This is a genomic window from Caulobacter sp. 10L414 (genome assembly GCF_056395525.1).
In genome coordinates, this window is record NZ_JBFTJR010000055.1 from 1 (window position 1) to 17,635 (window position 17,635).

Here is a 17,635-nt window from a genome sequence, read left to right on the forward strand (position 1 = left end):
GCCCTGGCCGCCGGGCCCACCCCGCCCCAGGCCGCCGCCGTGCGCCTGGCCCGGGCCACGGCCCGCCTGTGCCTGGGCGACCTTGGCGGCTGGGACGACTACGCCGCCCGCCTGGCGCCCGAACGCCGCGAGGCCCTGGCCTTCGACATTCCCGGCGCGCGCTGGACCCCCGCCCAGCCGCTGCGCGGCCTGCACCTGCTGCTGGTCGGCGAGCAGGGCCTGGGCGACGAGGTGATGTTCGGGTCGATGATCCCCGACCTGCTGGCCGCCCTGGGACCTTCAGGGCGCCTGACCCTGGCCGTCGAGCCGCGCCTGGTCTCGCTGTTCGCCCGAGGCTTTCCCGCCGCACGCGTGGTCGCTCACGCCAGCACGACCCTGGCCGGGCGCACGATCCGCAGCGCGCCCGAAGCCGGCGAGCGGCACGCGGCCTGGGCGCCCATGGGCGCGCTGCTGCCCGTGCTGCGACCCAGCGCCGAGCGCTTTTCCCCCCGGGCCTTCCTGTCGCCCGATCCCGAGCGCCTGGGCCATTGGCGTGACTGGCTGGCGACCCTGCCTCCCGGCCGCAAGGTCGGCGTCATGTGGCGCAGCCGGCTGATGGGGGGCCTGCGAGCCCGCCGCTTCGCCCCGTTCGAGGCCTGGGCCCCGGTGCTGCGCGCGCGTGGCGCGGTGTTCGTCAATCTGCAGTACGGCCAGCCCGAGGCCGAACTGGCCCAGGCCAAGGCGCAAGGCCTCGACATCCTTACGCCGCCCGGTCTGGACCTGATGCAGGATCTCGAGGGCGTCGCCGCCCTGGCCTGCGCCCTCGACCTGATGGTCGGCCCGATGACCGCCACCAGCAACCTCGCCGCCGCGTGCGGCGTCGAAACCTGGATCCTCGCCGGCAATCCGCCCTGGCCGATGCTGGGAACCGGCGGATGGCCCTGGTACGCGCGTGTCCGGGCCTTCGCGCCGGAAGGGCCGGACGACTGGGAGCCCAGGCTGGAAGCCCTGGGGCGAGCGCTCGAGGAGGCCATAGGCCAAGCTCCAGACCTCCGCTAAGAGGAGTCATGAGCAAAACCCTGGCGACAGCTTCCAGTCCCGGCACAACCCGCAGCGCGGCGATCGCGCCCCGGCGAGGCGTGCAGGCGGCGCTGGTCGTGGCCGGCGCCCTGGCCCTGCTGCCGACGGCGCCGCGGGCGCAGCCAGACGAGGCGCCCAGCCCCGCCGCCCTGGCCCAGATCGCCCAGCTGGTGAAGGACAACTATCTGCTTCCGATCGCGGTCGACGGCGCTGCGGACGAGTCTCTGCTCGGCAGGCTCGACCCGCAGTCCAGCTACCTCTCGGTCGCCGAGATCCGTCGCCTTCAGGCCTCTGCCTCGACCGTCGACCCGGGCGTGCTGCTGTTGCCCCTGGCGGCGACTTCGGGGCCTGAACCGCTTGTCGGCAGGTCGGCCGGCGGCGGCCGGGCCGCGGGCGTGCGCGCCGGCGACATCCTGGTCGCGATCGACGGAGAGCCGACCGCCGGCCAATCAGAGGACGCGCTGCGACATCGGATGCGGGGCCCGGCGGGAACGTCGGTGCGCCTGACGGTGAGGCGCGATGGCAAGACGCTCGATCTGGTCGCCGAACGCGCCGCCAAGCAGGCCGGCGCCGAGATCTCGGCTCGGCGGATCGGAAACGTGGGATACGTCCGGATCGACAGCCTGGATGAGGGAACCGTGGGGCGGCTCGCCGAAGCGGTGAAGACCATGCAGGCCCAGACGCCGAGCCTGAAGGGACTGGTCCTGGATCTTCGCGACTGCCCGGGAGGCCTTCTGGAACAGGCGCTGCGCATCGCCGACCTTTTCCTGACCGGCGGCCCGATGCTGACCCAGCGCGGACGCGAGGCCAGCGACGTGACGCGCCGAAAGGCCGATCGTGACGAGCTGCTCTCGGGCCAACCCGTGGTCTTGTTGGTGAACGCCCGCACGGTGGCGGGGGCCGAGATCGTGGCGGGCGTGCTGCAGGAACGCGGCCGGGCGAGGGTCGTCGGCATGCCCACCTACGGCAACGGCCTGATCCAGACGGTCATTCCACTGAATGGCGCCCGCGACGGCGCCCTGCGCCTGACGACCGGCGCCTGGTACCTGCCTTCGGGGCGTCCTCTGCAGAAGAGCGGGATCACGCCGGATGTCGTGGTCGCCGCCGACGCGCGAGACCTGGCGCCCCAGCCGCGCGAGACCAACATCAAGGGCGCGCTCGACGCCCCCACGACGGGCCCGGTCACGCCGCCCCGCTCCGCCGGACCGCCCGAGCTGCCGCCGGCCGGCTACGACACCGAGGCCGGCGACTACCAGCTGGACCGCGCCCTGGCGATCGTGGAGCGCTAGTCGCCGCCGCCAGAAAAAAGGGGAGGACGTTTCCGCCCTCCCCTCTTCGTCTTCTTACTTCACCACCTGCACGGCGGCCTGGGCCTGGGCGGCGAGGCCCTTGTCGCCCGTGGCCGTCAGCTTGCCGGCCTTGTCGTCCCAGCGCAGCTTGGCCGTCTTGCCGACGCCCTTCTCGTAGGCGTTGGTGACGCCGTCGTCGTCATAAAGCGAGAACTCGGCGTCGCGGCCCGGATAGACCTTCACCGCGCTGATCGCCTGGACCTGGCTGGTGTTGGAGATCGGCGCGCCCATCGGCACGATCGACCCGGCGCGGACGAACAGCGGGATGACGTCGATCGGCGCCTTCACCCGGATCGTCTGGCCGCCCGTGAACTTCTGGTTGGTCCAGTAGTCGTACCAGTCGGCGCCGGCCGGCAGGTAGACGTCGCGCTCGGTCTGGCCCTGCTGGGTGACCGGAGCCACCAGGAAGGCCGGGCCGAACATGTACTGGTCGCCGATGTCGGCCACCTTCGGATCGTTCGGGAAGTCCATGAACAGGCCGCGCATGAAGGGCGCGCCGGTGTCGTAGGTCGTCTTGCCCATGGAATAGAGGTACGGCATCAGCTCGTAGCGGAGCTTGAGGTACTTGGAGAGCACGCCCTCGGCTTCCTTGCCGAACGACCACAGCTCGTTGCCCTTGCGCATGCCGTGCACCCGCAGGGTCGGGGTGAACACGCCGTACTGGAACCAGCGGGTGAAGAGCTCGGGATAGTCGTTGTTCTGGCCGACCACGTCGCGGGCGTCCGACGGATCCAGCAGCGGCGCCTTGGTCGCCGTCGTGGTCTGCGGCAGCCACTGCCAGCCGCCGATGTCGTTACCCCAGTACGCGAGGCCCGAAGCGGTGAAGTTCAGGCCCGACGGCACCTGGCGGCGCAGGGCCTCCCAGGTCGGCTGGATGTCGGACGACCAGAACAGCGAGCCGTTGCGCTGGGCGCCGGTGTAGGCGGCGCGGGCCAGGATCAGGTTGCGCTTGTCGGGACGATCGCGACGCGAGCCGTCGGCCGCCAGCTGGGCGTGCATCAGCGGGAAGGCGTTGCGGATACGGTCGCCCGAACCGGCCTTGAAGAAGAAGCCCGACGGCACCAGGTCCGGCTCGGTCTCGTCCAGCCACAGCCAGTCGAAGCCCTGCGAGATGATGTTGTCGCGGATCTTGCCCCAGAACCAGTCGCGGGCCTCGGGGTTGGTGCTGTCGATCAGCGCGCCGGTGCGGTCGCTGCGGAAAGGCAGGCCGTCGACCGGATTGCCGTTCTCGTCCTTCAGAAACCAGCCCTTCTCGGCCAGGTAGTTGAAGTAGCGGCCTTCCTGCTCGAAGCGGGGCCACACGCTGATGATGGTGTGGACGCCGCGGTCGTGCAGCGTCTTGTTCATGCCGGCCGGATCAGGGAACTGCGCCGGATCGATGTCGATCTGGCCCATGCGCGTCCAGTGGAACCAGTCCAGCACCATGATGTCGAGCGGCAGCTGGCGCTTCTGGTAACCGTCAGCCACGGCCATGAACTCGGCCTGGCTCTCGTAACGGGCCTTGGACTGGATGTAGCCGAAGGCGGCCTTGGGCGGCAGCGGCGTCACGCCGGTCAGGGCGCGGTAGCCGGCATAGATCTCGTCGGTGGTCTTGCCGGTGATGACGAAGAACGACACGCGCTCGCCGACATTGCTCTGCCACAGGGTGCGGCCGTTGACGCCCGGATAGATCTTGGTGGCCGACGGGTTGTCCCACAGGATCCCGTAGCCCTTGGAAGTCACCAGGAACGGCACGCAGACGCTTTCGCCGTGCGGCGCGTCATAGTCGTGCTTGCAGTCGATGGTGCGGCCGCGCAGGTCGAGCGCGCCTTCCGACTCCTGGTTTTGGCCGAGGCCATAGAAGTGCTCGTCGGCGGTCGTCGAGAAGCTGGCGCCGGCGCGATAGGTCTTCTCGCCGCTGACGACGTGGGGCGACATCTCCCAGCCGTTCATGTCGACCAGCGACGTGCCGTCGGGCTTGCGCACCTTGATCGACACCGGCGGCAGGGCCGGCGCGAAATAGCGCTCCTGCAGGCTGGGCGCGCCCGGCCAGGGCTGGGCGACGACTTCCAGCGACAGCTCGGCCGAGGTGAAGATGTCGGCGCCGGCCTTCTGGTCGTGGCGCCAGCCCTTGTCGGTGGCCACGCCGTTGACGCCGTAGCCCGGGGCGGCCTTGGCCAGGTCCTTGTCCTGGCTGATGGTCACGCGGATCACGTTGGGAGCGTAGGTCTCGACCGACACATAGGCGCCGTTGCGGTCGACCGTCGTCTGCGGCGCGGCGAGCGCCATGCCCGCCCCGGCGCTGAGCGCCAGGCCCGAAACCAGTCCCAGGACGCGCGCCCGCGCGCCGCTACCCAGCCAAGCCATGCGATTCCTCCACTAAGTTACCGCTATCATTTCCTGATGCTGGCGTAGTGGCGGCTGACAGCGCCGTCAACGCAGAAGGTGCGATTTATGGGATGAATGGGAGAACCCTCCCCCTCTGGGGGAGGCGATCGCGCAGCGATCGGTGGGGGGCGTAACTTCGAGATTGGCCGACGCCCCGGAAGCTGAAAACTTCCCCCCACCGGCCTTCGGCCGCCTCCCCCACTGGGGGAGGTTCCAAAGAAAACGGGCCCGGAGGTTTCCCTCCGGGCCCGTCTCGTAAGGTCATGAAGACCAGATCCGCGTCAGGCGACGCGGAACCGGATTACTTCACTTGGACCTTGGCGCCGGCTTCGGTCAGCTTCTTGGCGACTTCGTCGGCCTGCTGCTTCGAAACGTTTTCGACGACGTTCTGCGGAGCGCCTTCGACCAGGTCCTTGGCTTCCTTCAGGCCGAGGTCCGGACGGACGCCGCGGACTTCCTTGATCACGTTGATCTTCTTGTCGCCGCCGTCGACCAGGACAACGGTGAACTCGGTTTGCTCTTCAGCGGCTTCAGCCGGAGCAGCGGCGCCACCGACGGCGGCCACGGCGACCGGAGCGGCGGCCGAGACGCCCCACTTTTCTTCCAGCAGCTTCGAGAGTTCAGCGGCTTCCAGCACCGACAGGGTGGACAGTTCTTCGACCAGCTTTTCGAGCTTCGACATGTGTCAGTTCCTTAGAGAGATTGGGATAGATTTGCGGGGATGACCGTTACGCGGCGTCTTTGGTCGCGTAGGCGTTGAAGACGCGAGCCAGCTGGCCAGCCGGGGCCTGCAGGACGCCAGCGATCTTGGTCGCCGGAGCCTGGATGAGGCCGATGAGCTTGCCACGCAGTTCGTCCAGCGACGGCAGGGTCGCCAGAGCGCGCACGCCGGCTTCGTCGAGCACGTTGGTCTGGTCCAGAACGCCACCGACAATCTTGAGCTTGTCGTTTTCTTTGGCGAACTGCACCGCGATCTTCGCGGCCGAGACGGCGTCCGGGCCGAAGGCGATGGCGACCGGGCCGGTGAACAGGGCGGAACCCGTGTCACCAAGCTTGCCGTCCAGAGCCTTGAGGGCCAGGGTGTTCTTCACAACCTTGATCGCGGCGCCTTCCTTGCGGAGGCGAAGACGAAGGTCGGTCATTTCCGCAACGGTCAGACCCATGTAGTGGGTCACGACGACAGCGCCGGCATCGGCGAAGACGCTTTTCAGCGACTCGATCGATTCCTGCTTTTGAGCGCGGTCCATTGCGGTCTCCTACTCAGTTGCAGGCGGCCGGACCATTCCGGCAGCCAGATGCTCGTCCCATGCGGAATTGCTCCCGCGCGCGAGTTGCATCAGCCTGTTCCAAGGAAAGTCGGCCGCGCACCTGACTCGGGCTTAAGCCGCGAGATAGGAGGTCTTGGCGTCTCTATCCCTGTCTCCCGACGGCGAGGAAGGGCCCTTCCTCGATTATGGCGTTGGTGACCCCACGCCCCGTAGTTCTCAAACAGGTTCGCCGCCAAACCGGAGTCCAGCGGAGAGGCGGGCCGTATAGAGGATTTGCCGAAGGAACGCAACCTACGTGTCGGAACACAGCGCACTCGAACGTCTTCAAGGCGGTGAAACCGCAGAAGGAGCCTTGCCATGCTTGGCCAGTTCGACGCCTCCCCCACCCTGCCCGTCAAGGACCTGGCCCGGGCCAGGCGCTTCTACGAGGACGTTCTGGGCCTTCCGCCCGAGGGCGATTCCGAGATGGGCGTCCAGGCCTATCGCGCCGGCGGCGTGAGCCTGACCGTCTACGAGTCCGAGTTCGCAGGAACCAACCAGGGCACAGCCGTCACCTGGCCCGTCGGCGGGCGCTTCGACGCCGTCGTCGCCGCCCTGCGGGACAAGGGCGTGACCTTCGAGACATACGACATGCCGGGGATCGAGGTGGAGGACGGCGTGCATCAGGCGGGCGGGATGCGGCTCGTCTGGTTCAAGGACCCGGACGGCAACATCCATCACGTGGGGAGTTTTTGAGGCGGCCTAAGCGCAGGTCGGATCGGCGTTTTCCAACGGGCTCTCACGCGAAGGCGGGGAAGAACGGGGTTCCGAGGGCGCCGCTCGGGTGAATGTCGATACGCCCTAGGGTCGGTACTCAATTGGCCGAGGGCAATGGGTTATCTGTTTCAATAGCTTATTGCAGTTGTCATCCCGGCCGCAGCGCAGCGGAGCGCCGGGATCTCCCACAGTTCAGAACCTGCCAACGTGGGAGATCCCGGCTCTACGGATCGCTGACGCGCTCCTCCGGCCGGGAAGACACGTTTCTTTGCACGCCAATTGAGTCCAGGCTCTAGTCTCCCAGCCTCTCCCCCGCCGCCTTCGCCGCCGCAACACCCGTGGCGAAACAGGCCTGCAGCAGGTAGCCGCCGGTGGGCGCCTCCCAGTCCAGCATCTCGCCGGCCAGGAAGACGTCGGGCCGCGCTTTCAGCGCCAGGCCGTCCAGACTGTCGAAGACCACCCCGCCGGCCGCCGAGATCGCCCGATCCAGCGGACGGGCGGCGGTCAGCCGGATCGGCGCGGCCTTGATGGCGGCGGCCAGCGCCGCCGGCTGGCTCGGCAGGTCCAGGCCATGGGCCTCGCGCAGCAGGTTCACCTCGACCGGCGACAGCTTCAGCGCCTTGCGCAGGTGGTTGGCCAGCGACTGGCCGCCGCGCGCGCCCGACAGGCGCCGCTCCAGGGTCTCGGCCGGGAGGTCGGGCCGCAGGTCGATGGTCAGCACGGCCGCGCCGTCGCGGGCGATCGCCGCGCGCGGCGCCGCCCCCAGGGCGTAGACCGCCCCGCCTTCGAGCCCGTAGCCGGCGACCATGGCGTCGCCGCGGGCCTGGCGGCCGTCGCAGGCCAGGCGGACGTTCTTCAGCGGCTCGCCGGCGAAGCGGTCGCGGAAGATCTCGCTCCAGGACGCCTCGAAGCCGCAGTTGGCCGCCTGGAACGGCGCGACGCCCACGCCCTGCCCTTCCAGCAGGCCCGTCCAGGCCGCGTCGGAGCCGAGCTTGGGCCAGCTGGCGCCGCCCATGGCCAGGATCGTCGCGCGCGGCCGCCAGGTCTCGCGGCCGCCCGGGCCGTCGATCAGCAGCGCGCCGGCCTCGTCCCAGCCCGCAAAGGCCGAGCGCGTGCGCAAGCTCACACCCAGCGCCTCCAGCCGCGCCAGCCAGGCGCGCAGCAGCGGCGAGGCCTTCATGACCTTGGGAAACACCCGCCCGCTAGCGCCAATAAAGGTCTCCTGTCCCAGGGCCTTGGCCCAGGCCACGAGATCGGCGGGGGTGAACGCCTCCAGCATCGGTCGCAGAAGGCCGGCGCGATCGCCGTAGCGCCCCACGAAACGCTCGAAGTCCTCCGAGTGCGTGAGGTTCAGCCCGCCCCGCCCGGCCATCAGAAACTTGCGCCCGAAGGTCGGCATCTTTTCGAACACGACGACCGAGCGCCCGCTCTCGGCCAGGCGCTGGGCCGCGATCAGCCCCGCGGGCCCGCCGCCGACCACGGCGACGTCGACGGCTTTGGCGTCGATGACTTGGGAAGCGTCGGAAGTCACGCGGCCTCGATATCCGTCAGAGCAAAATCGCCGCCCTTGTAGAGCAGCGGCACGCCGTTGGTCCTGGCGCAGGCATAGGCGAAGCAGTCACCCATGTTCAGCCTGGCGGGATGAACGCCCTTTCCGAAGCGAGCGAACGCGTCGAGCGCCAAGCTCCCCTCACGTGAACCTATCTCCACGACCGAGATTTCGGCGGCGCCGACATAGGACAGCACTTCTAGCTCAGCCTCGGCGACATCCATGCCCTTGGCGCGAACGAGGCTGCGGACGGTTTCCCAAATTGCGACGGCGGAGGTGACAGCGCCGGACGCGGCGGTCAGACGCTGTTCGAACGCCTGCTTCTCAGGTTCGCCAAGAAGGATCGCGCAGAACGCGGAGGCATCGACGAACATCAATCGCCAGACAGCTCGTCAAAGAACGCTTTGTCCGCCTTGAGGCCCGTACTGGGCAACGCCGCGATCCTGTCGCTGATCGCCCGCATCCTGGCCAGCTTTTCCGCCCGTTCCTTCTCGCGCGCGGCCAACGCTTCGGCGGCCGCCAGCTTCACGGCCTCGGTGATCCCCAGCCGGGTTTTCTCGGCCAGCTGGCGAACCAGGGCGTCGGTTTCGGGATCGCGGATGTGGAAGGCCATGGCGTCTTCTCCGTCTAGACGAAAGATAACATCGGCTAGCCAGACCGCCAAACCGGTCCCCAAACGCAAGACGGGCGCTGGATCGCTCCAGCGCCCGTCTCTTAGAAGTCAATTCGCTTCAGATCAGCCGATTAGGCGGTGATCGAGGCGATGTCGACCTTGAAGCCCGGACCCATGGTCGAGGACAGGCCGACGCGCTTGACGAACACGCCCTTGGCGCCCGAGGGCTTGGACTTGTTCAGGGCGTCGATCAGGGCCTTGACGTTGATCAGCAGGGCTTCGTCGGTGAACGAGGCCTTGCCGATGCCGGCGTGGACGATACCAGCCTTCTCGACGCGGAACTCGACGGCGCCGCCCTTGGCGTCCTTCACGGCTTGGCCGACGTTCGGGGTCACGGTGCCGACCTTCGGGTTCGGCATCAGGCCGCGCGGGCCCAGCACCTTACCGAGACGACCGACCAGGGCCATCATGTCCGGGGTGGCGATGACGCGGTCGAAGTCCATGAAGCCGTTCTGGATCTTTTCGACCAGGTCCTCGGCGCCGACCACTTCGGCGCCGGCGGCGGTGGCTTCGGCGGCCTTGGCGTCCTTGGCGAAGACGGCGACGCGAACGTCACGGCCCGTGCCCGACGGCAGTTGAACGACGCCACGGACCTGCTGGTCGGCGTGACGCGGGTCGACGCCCAGGTTCACCGAGATCTCGATGGTCTCGTCGAACTTGGCCTTGGCGTTGGCCTTGACCAGAGCGATGGCGTCGGCGACGGCGTGGGTGGCGTCACGGTCGCCGGTCCAGGCCTTGATGCGCTTGGGTTGCGTAGCCATTGGATTAGGCCTCCACGATCTTCAGGCCCATGGCCTTGGCGGAGCCTTCGATGATCTTGGCCGCGGCCTCGATGTCGTTGGCGTTCAGGTCCTTCATCTTCTTTTCGGCGATTTCGCGCAGCTGCGTGCGCGTCACTTCGCCGACGGTCTCACGACCGGTCAGCTTCGCACCCGACTTCAGGCCGGTGATCTGCTTCAGGTAGTGGGTCGCCGGGGGCGTCTTGGTGATGAAGGTGAACGACTTGTCTTGGTAGACAGTGATCACGGTCGGCAGGGGGGTGCCCTTTTCGACGTTCTCGGTGCGCGCGTTGAACTCCTTACAGAAGCCCATGATGTTGACGCCGCGCTGACCCAGAGCCGGGCCGATGGGGGGCGAAGGCGTGGCCGAGCCAGCCTTCACCTGGAGCTTGATGTAGCCCAGGATCTTCTTAGCCATAGTGTCCTCTCGTGAGGGCCGGAGCCCTCGCTGGTGAGCCGTGGTGCGGGCTTGGCGGCCCTTCCACGGATTTGGGTTCGCCAAAACGGCGAACACGCCTCGGAACCAGGTCCCGAAGCGAGGTCGCGGCGTTTAGCAGGAGAGCGGCGGGGAGTCAAAGACCCCCTCGCCCGCCCGGCCCGCAAACAAGCAAAAACCCCGCGTCGTCGCCGGCGCGGGGTTTTCGAAAGCTTCGGTGCGGAAAGGCCGCTTAGGCGATCTTTTCGACCTGGCTGTATTCCAGCTCGACCGGGGTCGCGCGGCCGAAGATCGAGACGGTGACCCGCAGGCGGGCCTTTTCCTCGTCGACCTGCTCGACCGAGCCGTTGAAGCTGGCGAACGGGCCGTCGATGACGCGGACGTTCTCGCCGACTTCGTACAGCACGACGGTCTTGGGCTTCTCGACGCCCTCTTCGATCGCGCCGACGATGCGCTGGACTTCCTTTTCGGAGACCGGGGTCGGCTTGGAGCCGCTACCCAGGAAGCCCGTCACCTTCGGGGTGTTCTTGATCAGGTGGTAGGCCTCGTCCGAGAGGTTCATCTTCACCAGGACGTAGCCCGGGAAGAACTTGCGCTCGGCGTTGACCTTGCGGCCGCGGCGGATCTCGACGACGTCCTCAGTAGGCACCAGGATCTCGGAGAAGCTGTCTTCTAGGCCCTGGGCCTTGGCTTGCTCACGGATGCTCTCGGCCACCTTCTTCTCGAAGTTCGAGTAGGCGTGGACGATGTACCACTTGTGGTTCGGGTTGGTCGCGGTTTCGGTGCTCATGGTCTTTATATGTCTTATCCGGCCGCGAACTTCAGCAGCAGATTGGCCAGCGTACCCAGAATCCAGTCGACGCCGAAGAAGAACACCGAGGCGACGATCACCATGATGAAGACCATCACCGAGGTGATCCAGGTCTCCTTGCGGGTGGTCCAGGTGATCTTGCGGGCCTCGGCGCGGACTTCGCGGAAGAACTGCACCGGGTTGAAGGGCTTCTTGGGGGCGGCGGCAGCCGCGGAAGGAGCCTGACCGGCAGGGGCCAGCGCCGCGGCCGTACGGGCGGCGCGGTTCTTGATCGCTGACGGGCTGGATCCCGGTTTCCTGGCCATGGTTTCAGAGGCTCGCGTATCTGACAGGCCGGGCCGAACGCCGGACCGGCCGATGACATATAGTGGCAGGAGTGGAGGGACTCGAACCCCCGGCCCTCGGTTTTGGAGACCGATGCTCTACCAGCTGAGCTACACTCCTGCAGAACTCCGGTCCCGATAGAGAGGACCGCAGCCTTGGCGACGGTCGAGGCCGGAGGGCCGCGAGCGGCGCCGCCGACGCTTCCCAGCGCCAGAGCGGCGTCGTGTAGCAGGGTCGTTTGCGCCCGGCAAGCGGATCAGGACGCGTTCGACACGCGTTGTTGCCTAAGTCGCGGACCAAACGGCGCCTTTTCACAGGTTTCTTGGTCCGCAACGCGTCCGAACGCTTCAGGAAAGGATCAGGAATGGCCGCGAACACCGGCGTGCGCCCCTCCAATCGAGAGGTCGAGCACGAGAATCAACGGACGAATCCCTCCACCGACGGCAAGCCGCCGCGTCCCGCCACCGAACCGGTCGGCGGTGAAGACAGCGTCGACACGCCCAAGACCCGCACAGACCCCGGCTCCGGCGAGGGCTGAAGCGCAGCCTTCACCGGAGCTCTAGAGCCGTGCGAAGCGATCAGGCGGCGCTAGCCGTCCTTCTTCTCTTCGGCGCCGGTCGAGGCGCTCGGCGTCGCCGCCGCGCACTGGACGTTCAGGTACGACCATTTCACGTCCGTGAGCTCACGGCCGCATTCGGTGTTCTTGCCCTGGTCGCGACCCCGCAGCGAGACGCCGACCCCCTTGGCGGGGTCCGGAGCCGGGCTGGCGCTGGAGACGTCGTAATAGCCGCCGTTGGGGCCGCGCACGACGAGGCACTTGGTGTTCTCGACCGGCCGCACGCAGCCGCTCGCCGTCACCGACTTGCCTTCCAGGGTCACTTGTTGGGCCTTGGCGGACTTGGATTGGGCGCCGCCTTCACAACCCGCTACGCCTAACGCTAACAGACTGGCCGCCGCGGCGGCCATGACGAACCTCACCCGCATACGTTCCTCCGTATCGTTGGCTTCGCGAACGAAGCAAAAGGAAGTCTGCGCCCCGTTGGGGTGGTCGGCAATCACATTTTTGACACAGTCAGAAAAAGCGAACGGCGATATTTTGGGCCGCTCGTAGAATTTTTTCTCAAAGCGGGTTCAGAGAGCAAAAGTTGACATCCGCTCTCAACTTCTCACATGACACCCGTGTCGCCTTCAGGGCCGGAGCGACGCCCGACTTTTCTTGCGTGCGCTGCGCGCGAACAGGATCGAAAACCGAAGACATGACGGCCGAGACCGCCACCGCCGCCGCCCCTGCTCCCGCCAAGGAGTCCCCGCACAACCTCGAGACCGTTCTCTGGGTCAAGCACTGGACCGACCGGCTGTTCAGCTTCGCCATCACCCGCCCGGCCAGCTTCCGCTTCCGCTCGGGCGAGTTCGTGATGATTGGCCTGCCCGCCCGCGAGGAACTGGGCGAGAAGAAGCCGATCCTGCGCGCCTATTCGATCGGCTCGCCCTCGTTCGCCGAGGAACTCGAGTTCTTCTCGATCAAGGTGCCCGACGGCCCGCTGACCTCGCGCCTGCAGCAGATCAAGGCCGGCGATCAGGTCCTGCTCGGCAAGAAGCCGACCGGCACCCTGGTGCTGGACGCGGTCAAGCCGGGCAAGCGCCTGTTCCTGTTCGGCACCGGCACGGGCCTGGCCCCGTGGCTGTCGGTCGCCCGCGACCCCGACGCCTACAGCCGCTTCGAGAAGGTGATCGTCGCCCACGGCGTGCGCGAAGTGCAGGAACTGGCCTATCGCGACCTCTTCACCAGCGAGATCCACGACGACCCGCTGGTCGGCGACGAGGCCAAGGCCCAGCTGGTCTACTATCCCACCGTCACCCGCGAGCCGTTCGAGCGCCAGGGCCGCTTCACCGACCTGATCGAGAGCGGCAAGCTGTTCACCGACCTCGGCCTGGAAGGCGGCAAGTTCGATCCCGAGCACGACCGCGCCATGCTGTGCGGCTCGATGGCCATGATCAAGGACACCGCCGCCCTGCTGGAGGCCCACGGCCTGGTCGAAGGCTCCAACGCCGAGCCCGGCGACTTCGTCATCGAGCGCGCCTTCGTCGGCTGATCCGGCGAGCATCGCACCGAATTGAAAAGGCCAGCCGCCAGGCTGGCCTTTTTGCTGCGCGCTAGGGCGTGCGACATTCACCCGACAGACGCCCCCTAAACCCGTCCCTCCCCGCGAAGGCGGGGACCCAAGCGGCGTCCGCGGATTGTGGGCGATCCTGCCCGCGTCCCAAAAGGCAGCTTGGGCCCCCGCCTTCGCGGGGGAACTCGGTGAGAAGCGGCCAGGTTGACTGAAGGTCGATCCTACGCCGCCCCCGTCACCGCCCGCAGCGTCGGCTCGAACGTCGACACCGCGCCGGTGTCGGTGTTGGACAGGATCACCAGGCGGCGGATCTCAGGGACGAGGCCGCTCGGCCGAATGCACCGCCAGCACGCGCAGGCCGTCCTCGGCCAGATAGGCGCCGACGGCGTCGACGCGGCAGACCCTGCAGCTCTTCTTGTCGATGACCGCGCCTAGCGTATGGGCCACTGCCCCCGCCGGCGTCGCCTGCCCCACATAGACCGATGAGCCCAGGTCCAGCACCTGGAACGGCAGGGCCGTCGAGTAGCCGCCGGCCTGGCGCGTCGCGGCGAGCTTGAAGCTCTGGACGTAGTCGCAGGGCCGCTGGCTTTGCGGGCCGGTGCAGCCCGGCGACGAGAACGCCGAGGCGCTCAGCGCGGCCAGCCCCGCCAGGACGAGGGCCAGGCCGTAGAACCCCAGCGGGGCTGGCCTTATCGGGGACGGCGCGACCATGCCTGGACCGTGCCGTGGGACGGGCCGCCTCGCAACGACTTTTCCGCGAAGCGGCGCCCGCCCTCACCGCCTGCGGGTGTTCGGCAGGAACGCGGCCAGCAGGCCCAGCGCCGGTAGCACGGCGCACAGCTTGTAGACCGTCTCCACGCCCTTCCAGTCGGCCAGCTCGCCCAGCACCGCGGCCCCGAGGCCCCCCATGCCGAACGAGAACCCGAAGAACAGGCCCGAGATCATGCCGATCCGGCCCGGCGCCAGTTCCTGGGCCAGCACCACGATGGCCGGGAAGGCCGAGGCCAGCAGCAGACCGATGGTCACCACCAGCGGCCCGGTCCAGAACAGGCTGGCGTAGGGCAGCAGCAGGGTGAACGGTAGCACGCCCAGGATCGAGATCCAGATCACCGCCTTGCGGCCGAAGCGGTCGCCCACCGGTCCGCCGGCGATCGTGCCCAGCGCCACCGCCGCCAGGAAGGCGAAGAGATGCATCTGGGCGTTCTCGACCGAAACGTGGAAGCGCTCGATCAGGTAGAAGGTGAAGTAGCTGGTCAGGCTGGCCATGTAGACGTACTTCGAGAAGATCAGCACCAGCAGGATGGCGATGCCCTTGCCGGCCGCGCCCTTGGGCAGGTCGATCGCGATCTTGCGGCCGCCGCCGGCCGCCAGGCGCGCCGCGCCGTGGTGGCGGGCCCAGACAGCGACGTTCCACAGCACCGCCCCGGCCAGCAGGGCCAGCAGCGCGAACAGGGCCAGGCTCGACTGGCCCCAGCGCACGACGACCAGCGCCGCCGCCAGCGGCCCCAGCGCCTGACCGGCGTTGCCGCCCACCTGGAACAGCGACTGGGCTAGGCCCGGCCGGCCGCCCGCCGCCATCCGCGCCACCCGCGAAGACTCCGGGTGGAACACCGACGAGCCGACGCCCAGCAGGCACGCGCCCAGCAGAACCAGGCCATAGACGTGCGCCACCGACAGCACCGCCAGGCCCGCCAGCGAGAACAGCGTCCCGCCCGGCAGCACCCACGGATTGGAGCGGCGGTCGGCATACAGCCCCACCAGCGGCTGCAGGATCGAGGCGGTGATCTGATAGGCCAGGGTGACGAGGCCGATCTCGCCGAAGCTCAAGTGCAGGTCGGTCTTCAGGTTCGGATAGATGGCCGGCAGCAGCGACTGCATCATGTCGTTGAGCAGGTGGCAGCCGCTGATCGCCAGGATCACGCCGAACACCGTGGTCTCCGCCTGCGGGCTGGACGGGTCGGCGGCGGGGGATCGGATCGCGGTGTCGGTCATCGGGCTCTTCCAGTGAAGGTGCGACCGCGATAGGACCTGAAACAGCGTCCCGCATTCCGCATCGGGACTTTCACTTTCGCGAGTGGGACAGATGGCCAAGCCCTGGGTGCATCCCGCCGACTACGACGCCACGCCTCGTCCGGTGGTCGCCACCGGCAACGAATATCCGCCCTCGTTCGAGCTCGACTGGCACCAGCACGGGCGCGGCCAGTTGCTCTACGCCGCCGCCGGGGTGGCCGTGGTCTCCACCCCGTACGGCGCGTGGATCGCCCCGCCCGAACGCGCCGTCTGGACCCCGGCGGGCGTGCCGCACTCGGTTCGCATGGTCGGCGCGGTCAGCACCCGCAGCGTGCTGCTCGACGAGCGGGCCTCGGCCGCGCTGGGCGACGCCGGGCGGGTGATCGGCGTCTCGCCGCTGGTGCGCCATCTGCTGATCGCCGCCTGCGACATCCCCGTCGACTATGACGAGACCGGCCGCGACGGCCTGGTCATGGACCTGCTGCTGGCCGAACTGGCCCGCGCGCCGGTGATCCCCCTGGCCGTGCCCTTCCCCGCCGCGCCGGCCCTGGCCCGCCGCTGCCACGCCTTTCTCGAACGCCCGACCCCGCACGAGACCATCGACGACTGGTGCGCCGAGCTGGGCCTTGGCCGGCGAGCCTTCACCCGCGCCTTTCGCCGCGAGACCGGCATGAGCTTCGGCGCCTGGCGGCAACAGGCCTGCCTGCTGGCCGCCCTGCCCCGCCTGGCGGCCGGCGAGCCGGTGACGACCATCGCCCTCGACCTCGGCTACGACAGCCCGGCGGCCTTCTCGACCATGTTCAAGCGCCTGCTGGGCATTCCGCCAAACCGGTACAAGCCGGGCGGGGCCGGCGCAGGTTTCGATTGACCCGCGCCGCCCCCTGACGGAGACCTCCGGTCCGTGAGCCAAGCCCTGAAGAACCTGACCGTCGAGGACGCCCGCGGCCGGATGCTGGACGGCGCCGCGCGCCTGGGCGTCGAGGCCGTCGCCCTGCAGGACGCCGTCGGCCGCGTGCTGGCCGAAGACATCGTCGCAGGCCGCCATCAGCCGCCCTTCGACGCCTCGGCCATGGACGGCTGGGCGATCCGGCGAGCCGACCACGGGGTGGTCGAAGCCTTCACGATCGTCGGCGAAAGCGCTGCGGGCCGCGCCTATCCCAAGGCCGTGCAGGCGGGGCAGGCCGTGCGGATCTTCACCGGCGCCCCGGTTCCGGCCGGCGCCGACCTCGTGGTCATCCAGGAAGAGGCGACCCGCGACGGCGACCACGTGACCTTCACGGCGGGCGACGCGCCCAAGGCCAACATCCGCCCCGCCGGCGGCGACTTCCGGTCTGGCGACCGCCTGCTGGAAGCGGGCGTGCGCATCGATCCCTGGCGATTGTCGCTGGCCGCCGCCGCCGGCCTGGCCGACCTGCCCGTCGTCCGCCGGCCCAAGGTGGCGATCCTGGCCACCGGCGACGAACTGGTCCCGCCCGGCGGATCGCCCCTGCCCGACCAGATCTTCGAGTCCGGCTCGTTCAGCCTGGCGGCCCTGATCCAGGCCTGGGGCGGACAGGCGATCAAGCTCGCCCCCGCCGCCGACTCCGTCGAGGCCATCGCCGCCGCCGTGGCCGATGCGGCCGTCGACCTGGTGGTGACCATCGGCGGCGCCTCGGTCGGCGACTACGACCTGGTCAAGCCGGCCATGAGCCGGCTGGGCCTTGACCTTCGCGTCCAGACCATCGCCGTGCGCCCGGGCAAGCCCACCTGGTTCGGCCATCTCGAAGACGGCCGCCGCGTGCTGGGCCTGCCGGGCAATCCGGCCTCGGCCCTGGTCTGCGCCGAGCTTTTCCTGCGCCCGCTGCTGGCGGCCCTTTCGGGCGCCAATCCGGCCCTGCCGTTCGGGGTCGCGCGCCTGTCGTCCCCCCTGCCCGCAAACGGCCCGCGCGAGCACTGGATGCGCGCGGCCCGCGCCGTCGACGCCGAAGGCCGGCTGCTGGTCGCGCCCTTCCCCGACCAGGATTCCTCGCTGATCGGCGTCTTTTCCCGGGCCGACGCCCTGGTCATGCGCCCCGCCGGCGCGCCGCCCGCCCAGGCCGGCGACCTGGTCGTGACCTTGCCGCTGGCGCGCACCTGAATCGGCGACGACGGGCTAGGAGCG

20 protein-coding genes and 1 tRNA gene are annotated in these 17,635 nt (G+C 68.7%); 7 read left to right on the top strand and 14 right to left on the bottom strand.

Features of this window, described 5'->3' with window-relative positions; all coding sequences use genetic code 11:
- Both AC1DCG_RS19415 and AC1DCG_RS19420 read left to right on the top strand, forming a co-directional pair.
- On the top strand, nt 1–1,038 hold a 1,038-nt coding region (locus AC1DCG_RS19415; RefSeq protein ID WP_477041611.1), incomplete at its 5' end, for a glycosyltransferase family protein.
- An 8-nt stretch (nt 1,039–1,046) separates the two neighbouring features.
- A complete protein-coding gene (locus AC1DCG_RS19420) occupies nt 1,047–2,348 on the top strand; it encodes a S41 family peptidase (protein WP_477037184.1) in 1,302 nt (433 codons plus the stop codon).
- 54 nt (nt 2,349–2,402) lie between these two features.
- Here AC1DCG_RS19420 and AC1DCG_RS19425 read toward each other — a convergent pair whose 3' ends face one another.
- The 3 genes from AC1DCG_RS19425 to rplJ form a co-directional block, all read right to left on the bottom strand.
- On the bottom strand, nt 2,403–4,754 hold the full coding sequence (locus AC1DCG_RS19425) for a glycoside hydrolase family 31 protein (RefSeq protein WP_165262962.1): 2,352 nt from the start codon (nt 4,752–4,754) through the stop codon (nt 2,403–2,405).
- 322 nt (nt 4,755–5,076) lie between these two features.
- Nucleotides 5,077–5,457, bottom strand: coding sequence for a 50S ribosomal protein L7/L12 (gene rplL / locus AC1DCG_RS19430; protein ID WP_101713309.1), 381 nt, complete (start codon nt 5,455–5,457; stop codon nt 5,077–5,079).
- 46 nt (nt 5,458–5,503) lie between these two features.
- Nucleotides 5,504–6,022: a 50S ribosomal protein L10 gene (gene rplJ, locus AC1DCG_RS19435; protein ID WP_477030887.1), complete on the bottom strand. Its 519-nt coding sequence runs from the start codon at nt 6,020–6,022 to the stop codon at nt 5,504–5,506.
- Nucleotides 6,023–6,400: 378 nt separating this feature from the next.
- Between rplJ and AC1DCG_RS19440 the strand changes: the two genes are divergently transcribed.
- Entirely contained in the window at nt 6,401–6,778 is a 378-nt protein-coding gene (locus tag AC1DCG_RS19440; protein WP_477030888.1) for a VOC family protein, read from the top strand.
- 313 nt (nt 6,779–7,091) lie between these two features.
- Here the strand turns inward: AC1DCG_RS19440 and AC1DCG_RS19445 are convergent, their stop codons facing one another.
- From AC1DCG_RS19445 to AC1DCG_RS19480, 8 genes are all read right to left on the bottom strand, one after another.
- The gene (locus AC1DCG_RS19445; protein WP_477030889.1) at nt 7,092–8,330 is read right to left on the bottom strand and encodes a TIGR03862 family flavoprotein; all 1,239 of its coding nucleotides are present in this window, start codon (nt 8,328–8,330) and stop codon (nt 7,092–7,094) included.
- Nucleotides 8,327–8,722 carry a type II toxin-antitoxin system VapC family toxin gene (locus AC1DCG_RS19450; RefSeq protein WP_477030890.1) on the bottom strand — a complete coding sequence of 132 codons (396 nt, stop codon included), beginning with the start codon at nt 8,720–8,722 and terminating at the stop codon, nt 8,327–8,329. The genes AC1DCG_RS19445 and AC1DCG_RS19450 overlap by 4 nt, the downstream gene beginning before the upstream one ends.
- Nucleotides 8,722–8,961 (bottom strand): type II toxin-antitoxin system VapB family antitoxin, encoded by a 240-nt coding sequence (locus AC1DCG_RS19455; protein WP_477030891.1) that lies wholly within the window; start codon nt 8,959–8,961, stop codon nt 8,722–8,724. Before AC1DCG_RS19455 ends, AC1DCG_RS19450 begins: the two co-directional genes overlap by 1 nt.
- Nucleotides 8,962–9,092: 131 nt before the next feature.
- Nucleotides 9,093–9,782 (bottom strand): 50S ribosomal protein L1, encoded by a 690-nt coding sequence (gene rplA / locus AC1DCG_RS19460; RefSeq protein WP_165262954.1) that lies wholly within the window; start codon nt 9,780–9,782, stop codon nt 9,093–9,095.
- A 4-nt stretch (nt 9,783–9,786) separates the two neighbouring features.
- Entirely contained in the window at nt 9,787–10,218 is a 432-nt protein-coding gene (rplK, locus tag AC1DCG_RS19465) for a 50S ribosomal protein L11 (protein WP_058346464.1), read from the bottom strand.
- A gap of 250 nt (nt 10,219–10,468) precedes the next feature.
- Nucleotides 10,469–11,026 (bottom strand): transcription termination/antitermination protein NusG, encoded by a 558-nt coding sequence (nusG, locus tag AC1DCG_RS19470; protein WP_058346465.1) that lies wholly within the window; start codon nt 11,024–11,026, stop codon nt 10,469–10,471.
- A 14-nt stretch (nt 11,027–11,040) separates the two neighbouring features.
- A complete protein-coding gene (gene secE, locus AC1DCG_RS19475) occupies nt 11,041–11,352 on the bottom strand; it encodes a preprotein translocase subunit SecE (protein ID WP_101719570.1) in 312 nt (103 codons plus the stop codon).
- A gap of 63 nt (nt 11,353–11,415) precedes the next feature.
- Nucleotides 11,416–11,491 (bottom strand) — tRNA-Trp (locus AC1DCG_RS19480).
- A 244-nt stretch (nt 11,492–11,735) separates the two neighbouring features.
- Here AC1DCG_RS19480 and AC1DCG_RS19485 point away from each other — a divergent pair.
- Nucleotides 11,736–11,909: a hypothetical protein gene (locus AC1DCG_RS19485; RefSeq protein ID WP_477030893.1), complete on the top strand. Its 174-nt coding sequence runs from the start codon at nt 11,736–11,738 to the stop codon at nt 11,907–11,909.
- Nucleotides 11,910–11,959: 50 nt separating this feature from the next.
- Here AC1DCG_RS19485 and AC1DCG_RS19490 read toward each other — a convergent pair whose 3' ends face one another.
- Nucleotides 11,960–12,250, bottom strand: coding sequence for a hypothetical protein (locus AC1DCG_RS19490; protein ID WP_240633813.1), 291 nt, complete (start codon nt 12,248–12,250; stop codon nt 11,960–11,962).
- A gap of 377 nt (nt 12,251–12,627) precedes the next feature.
- On the opposite strand from AC1DCG_RS19490, the gene AC1DCG_RS19495 reads away from it, so the two are divergent.
- A complete protein-coding gene (locus tag AC1DCG_RS19495) occupies nt 12,628–13,464 on the top strand; it encodes a ferredoxin--NADP reductase (protein ID WP_165262950.1) in 837 nt (278 codons plus the stop codon).
- A 333-nt stretch (nt 13,465–13,797) separates the two neighbouring features.
- Here AC1DCG_RS19495 and AC1DCG_RS19500 read toward each other — a convergent pair whose 3' ends face one another.
- Both AC1DCG_RS19500 and AC1DCG_RS19505 read right to left on the bottom strand, forming a co-directional pair.
- Nucleotides 13,798–14,196 carry a hypothetical protein gene (locus AC1DCG_RS19500; protein ID WP_477030894.1) on the bottom strand — a complete coding sequence of 133 codons (399 nt, stop codon included), beginning with the start codon at nt 14,194–14,196 and terminating at the stop codon, nt 13,798–13,800.
- A gap of 63 nt (nt 14,197–14,259) precedes the next feature.
- Nucleotides 14,260–15,477: an MFS transporter gene (locus AC1DCG_RS19505; RefSeq protein ID WP_477030895.1), complete on the bottom strand. Its 1,218-nt coding sequence runs from the start codon at nt 15,475–15,477 to the stop codon at nt 14,260–14,262.
- 91 nt (nt 15,478–15,568) lie between these two features.
- On the opposite strand from AC1DCG_RS19505, the gene AC1DCG_RS19510 reads away from it, so the two are divergent.
- Together AC1DCG_RS19510 and AC1DCG_RS19515 are read left to right on the top strand one after the other, a co-directional pair.
- Complete coding sequence (locus tag AC1DCG_RS19510; RefSeq protein WP_477030896.1) at nt 15,569–16,363, top strand: AraC family transcriptional regulator; 795 nt, start codon at nt 15,569–15,571, stop codon at nt 16,361–16,363.
- Between the two features lie 33 nt (nt 16,364–16,396).
- Nucleotides 16,397–17,611 (top strand): molybdopterin molybdotransferase MoeA, encoded by a 1,215-nt coding sequence (locus AC1DCG_RS19515; protein WP_477030897.1) that lies wholly within the window; start codon nt 16,397–16,399, stop codon nt 17,609–17,611.
- Nucleotides 17,612–17,635: the final 24 nt, after the last annotated feature.

What these genes read in the sequence shown, in the direction of transcription:
- AC1DCG_RS19495 (WP_165262950.1), top strand. Translation starts at nt 12,628, where the DNA reads ATGACGGCCGAGACCGCCACCGCCGCCGCCCCTGCTCCCGCCAAGGAG.
- AC1DCG_RS19440 (WP_477030888.1), top strand. Translation starts at nt 6,401, where the DNA reads ATGCTTGGCCAGTTCGACGCCTCCCCCACCCTGCCCGTCAAGGACCTG.
- rplL (WP_101713309.1), bottom strand. Translation starts at nt 5,457, where the DNA reads ATGTCGAAGCTCGAAAAGCTGGTCGAAGAACTGTCCACCCTGTCGGTG.
- AC1DCG_RS19500 (WP_477030894.1), bottom strand. Translation starts at nt 14,196, where the DNA reads ATGGTCGCGCCGTCCCCGATAAGGCCAGCCCCGCTGGGGTTCTACGGC.
- rplK (WP_058346464.1), bottom strand. Translation starts at nt 10,218, where the DNA reads ATGGCTAAGAAGATCCTGGGCTACATCAAGCTCCAGGTGAAGGCTGGC.
- secE (WP_101719570.1), bottom strand. Translation starts at nt 11,352, where the DNA reads ATGGCCAGGAAACCGGGATCCAGCCCGTCAGCGATCAAGAACCGCGCC.
- AC1DCG_RS19420 (WP_477037184.1), top strand. Translation starts at nt 1,047, where the DNA reads ATGAGCAAAACCCTGGCGACAGCTTCCAGTCCCGGCACAACCCGCAGC.
- AC1DCG_RS19485 (WP_477030893.1), top strand. Translation starts at nt 11,736, where the DNA reads ATGGCCGCGAACACCGGCGTGCGCCCCTCCAATCGAGAGGTCGAGCAC.
- rplJ (WP_477030887.1), bottom strand. Translation starts at nt 6,022, where the DNA reads ATGGACCGCGCTCAAAAGCAGGAATCGATCGAGTCGCTGAAAAGCGTC.
- nusG (WP_058346465.1), bottom strand. Translation starts at nt 11,026, where the DNA reads ATGAGCACCGAAACCGCGACCAACCCGAACCACAAGTGGTACATCGTC.
- AC1DCG_RS19450 (WP_477030890.1), bottom strand. Translation starts at nt 8,722, where the DNA reads ATGTTCGTCGATGCCTCCGCGTTCTGCGCGATCCTTCTTGGCGAACCT.
- AC1DCG_RS19510 (WP_477030896.1), top strand. Translation starts at nt 15,569, where the DNA reads ATGGCCAAGCCCTGGGTGCATCCCGCCGACTACGACGCCACGCCTCGT.
- AC1DCG_RS19505 (WP_477030895.1), bottom strand. Translation starts at nt 15,477, where the DNA reads ATGACCGACACCGCGATCCGATCCCCCGCCGCCGACCCGTCCAGCCCG.
- AC1DCG_RS19455 (WP_477030891.1), bottom strand. Translation starts at nt 8,961, where the DNA reads ATGGCCTTCCACATCCGCGATCCCGAAACCGACGCCCTGGTTCGCCAG.
- rplA (WP_165262954.1), bottom strand. Translation starts at nt 9,782, where the DNA reads ATGGCTACGCAACCCAAGCGCATCAAGGCCTGGACCGGCGACCGTGAC.
- AC1DCG_RS19425 (WP_165262962.1), bottom strand. Translation starts at nt 4,754, where the DNA reads ATGGCTTGGCTGGGTAGCGGCGCGCGGGCGCGCGTCCTGGGACTGGTT.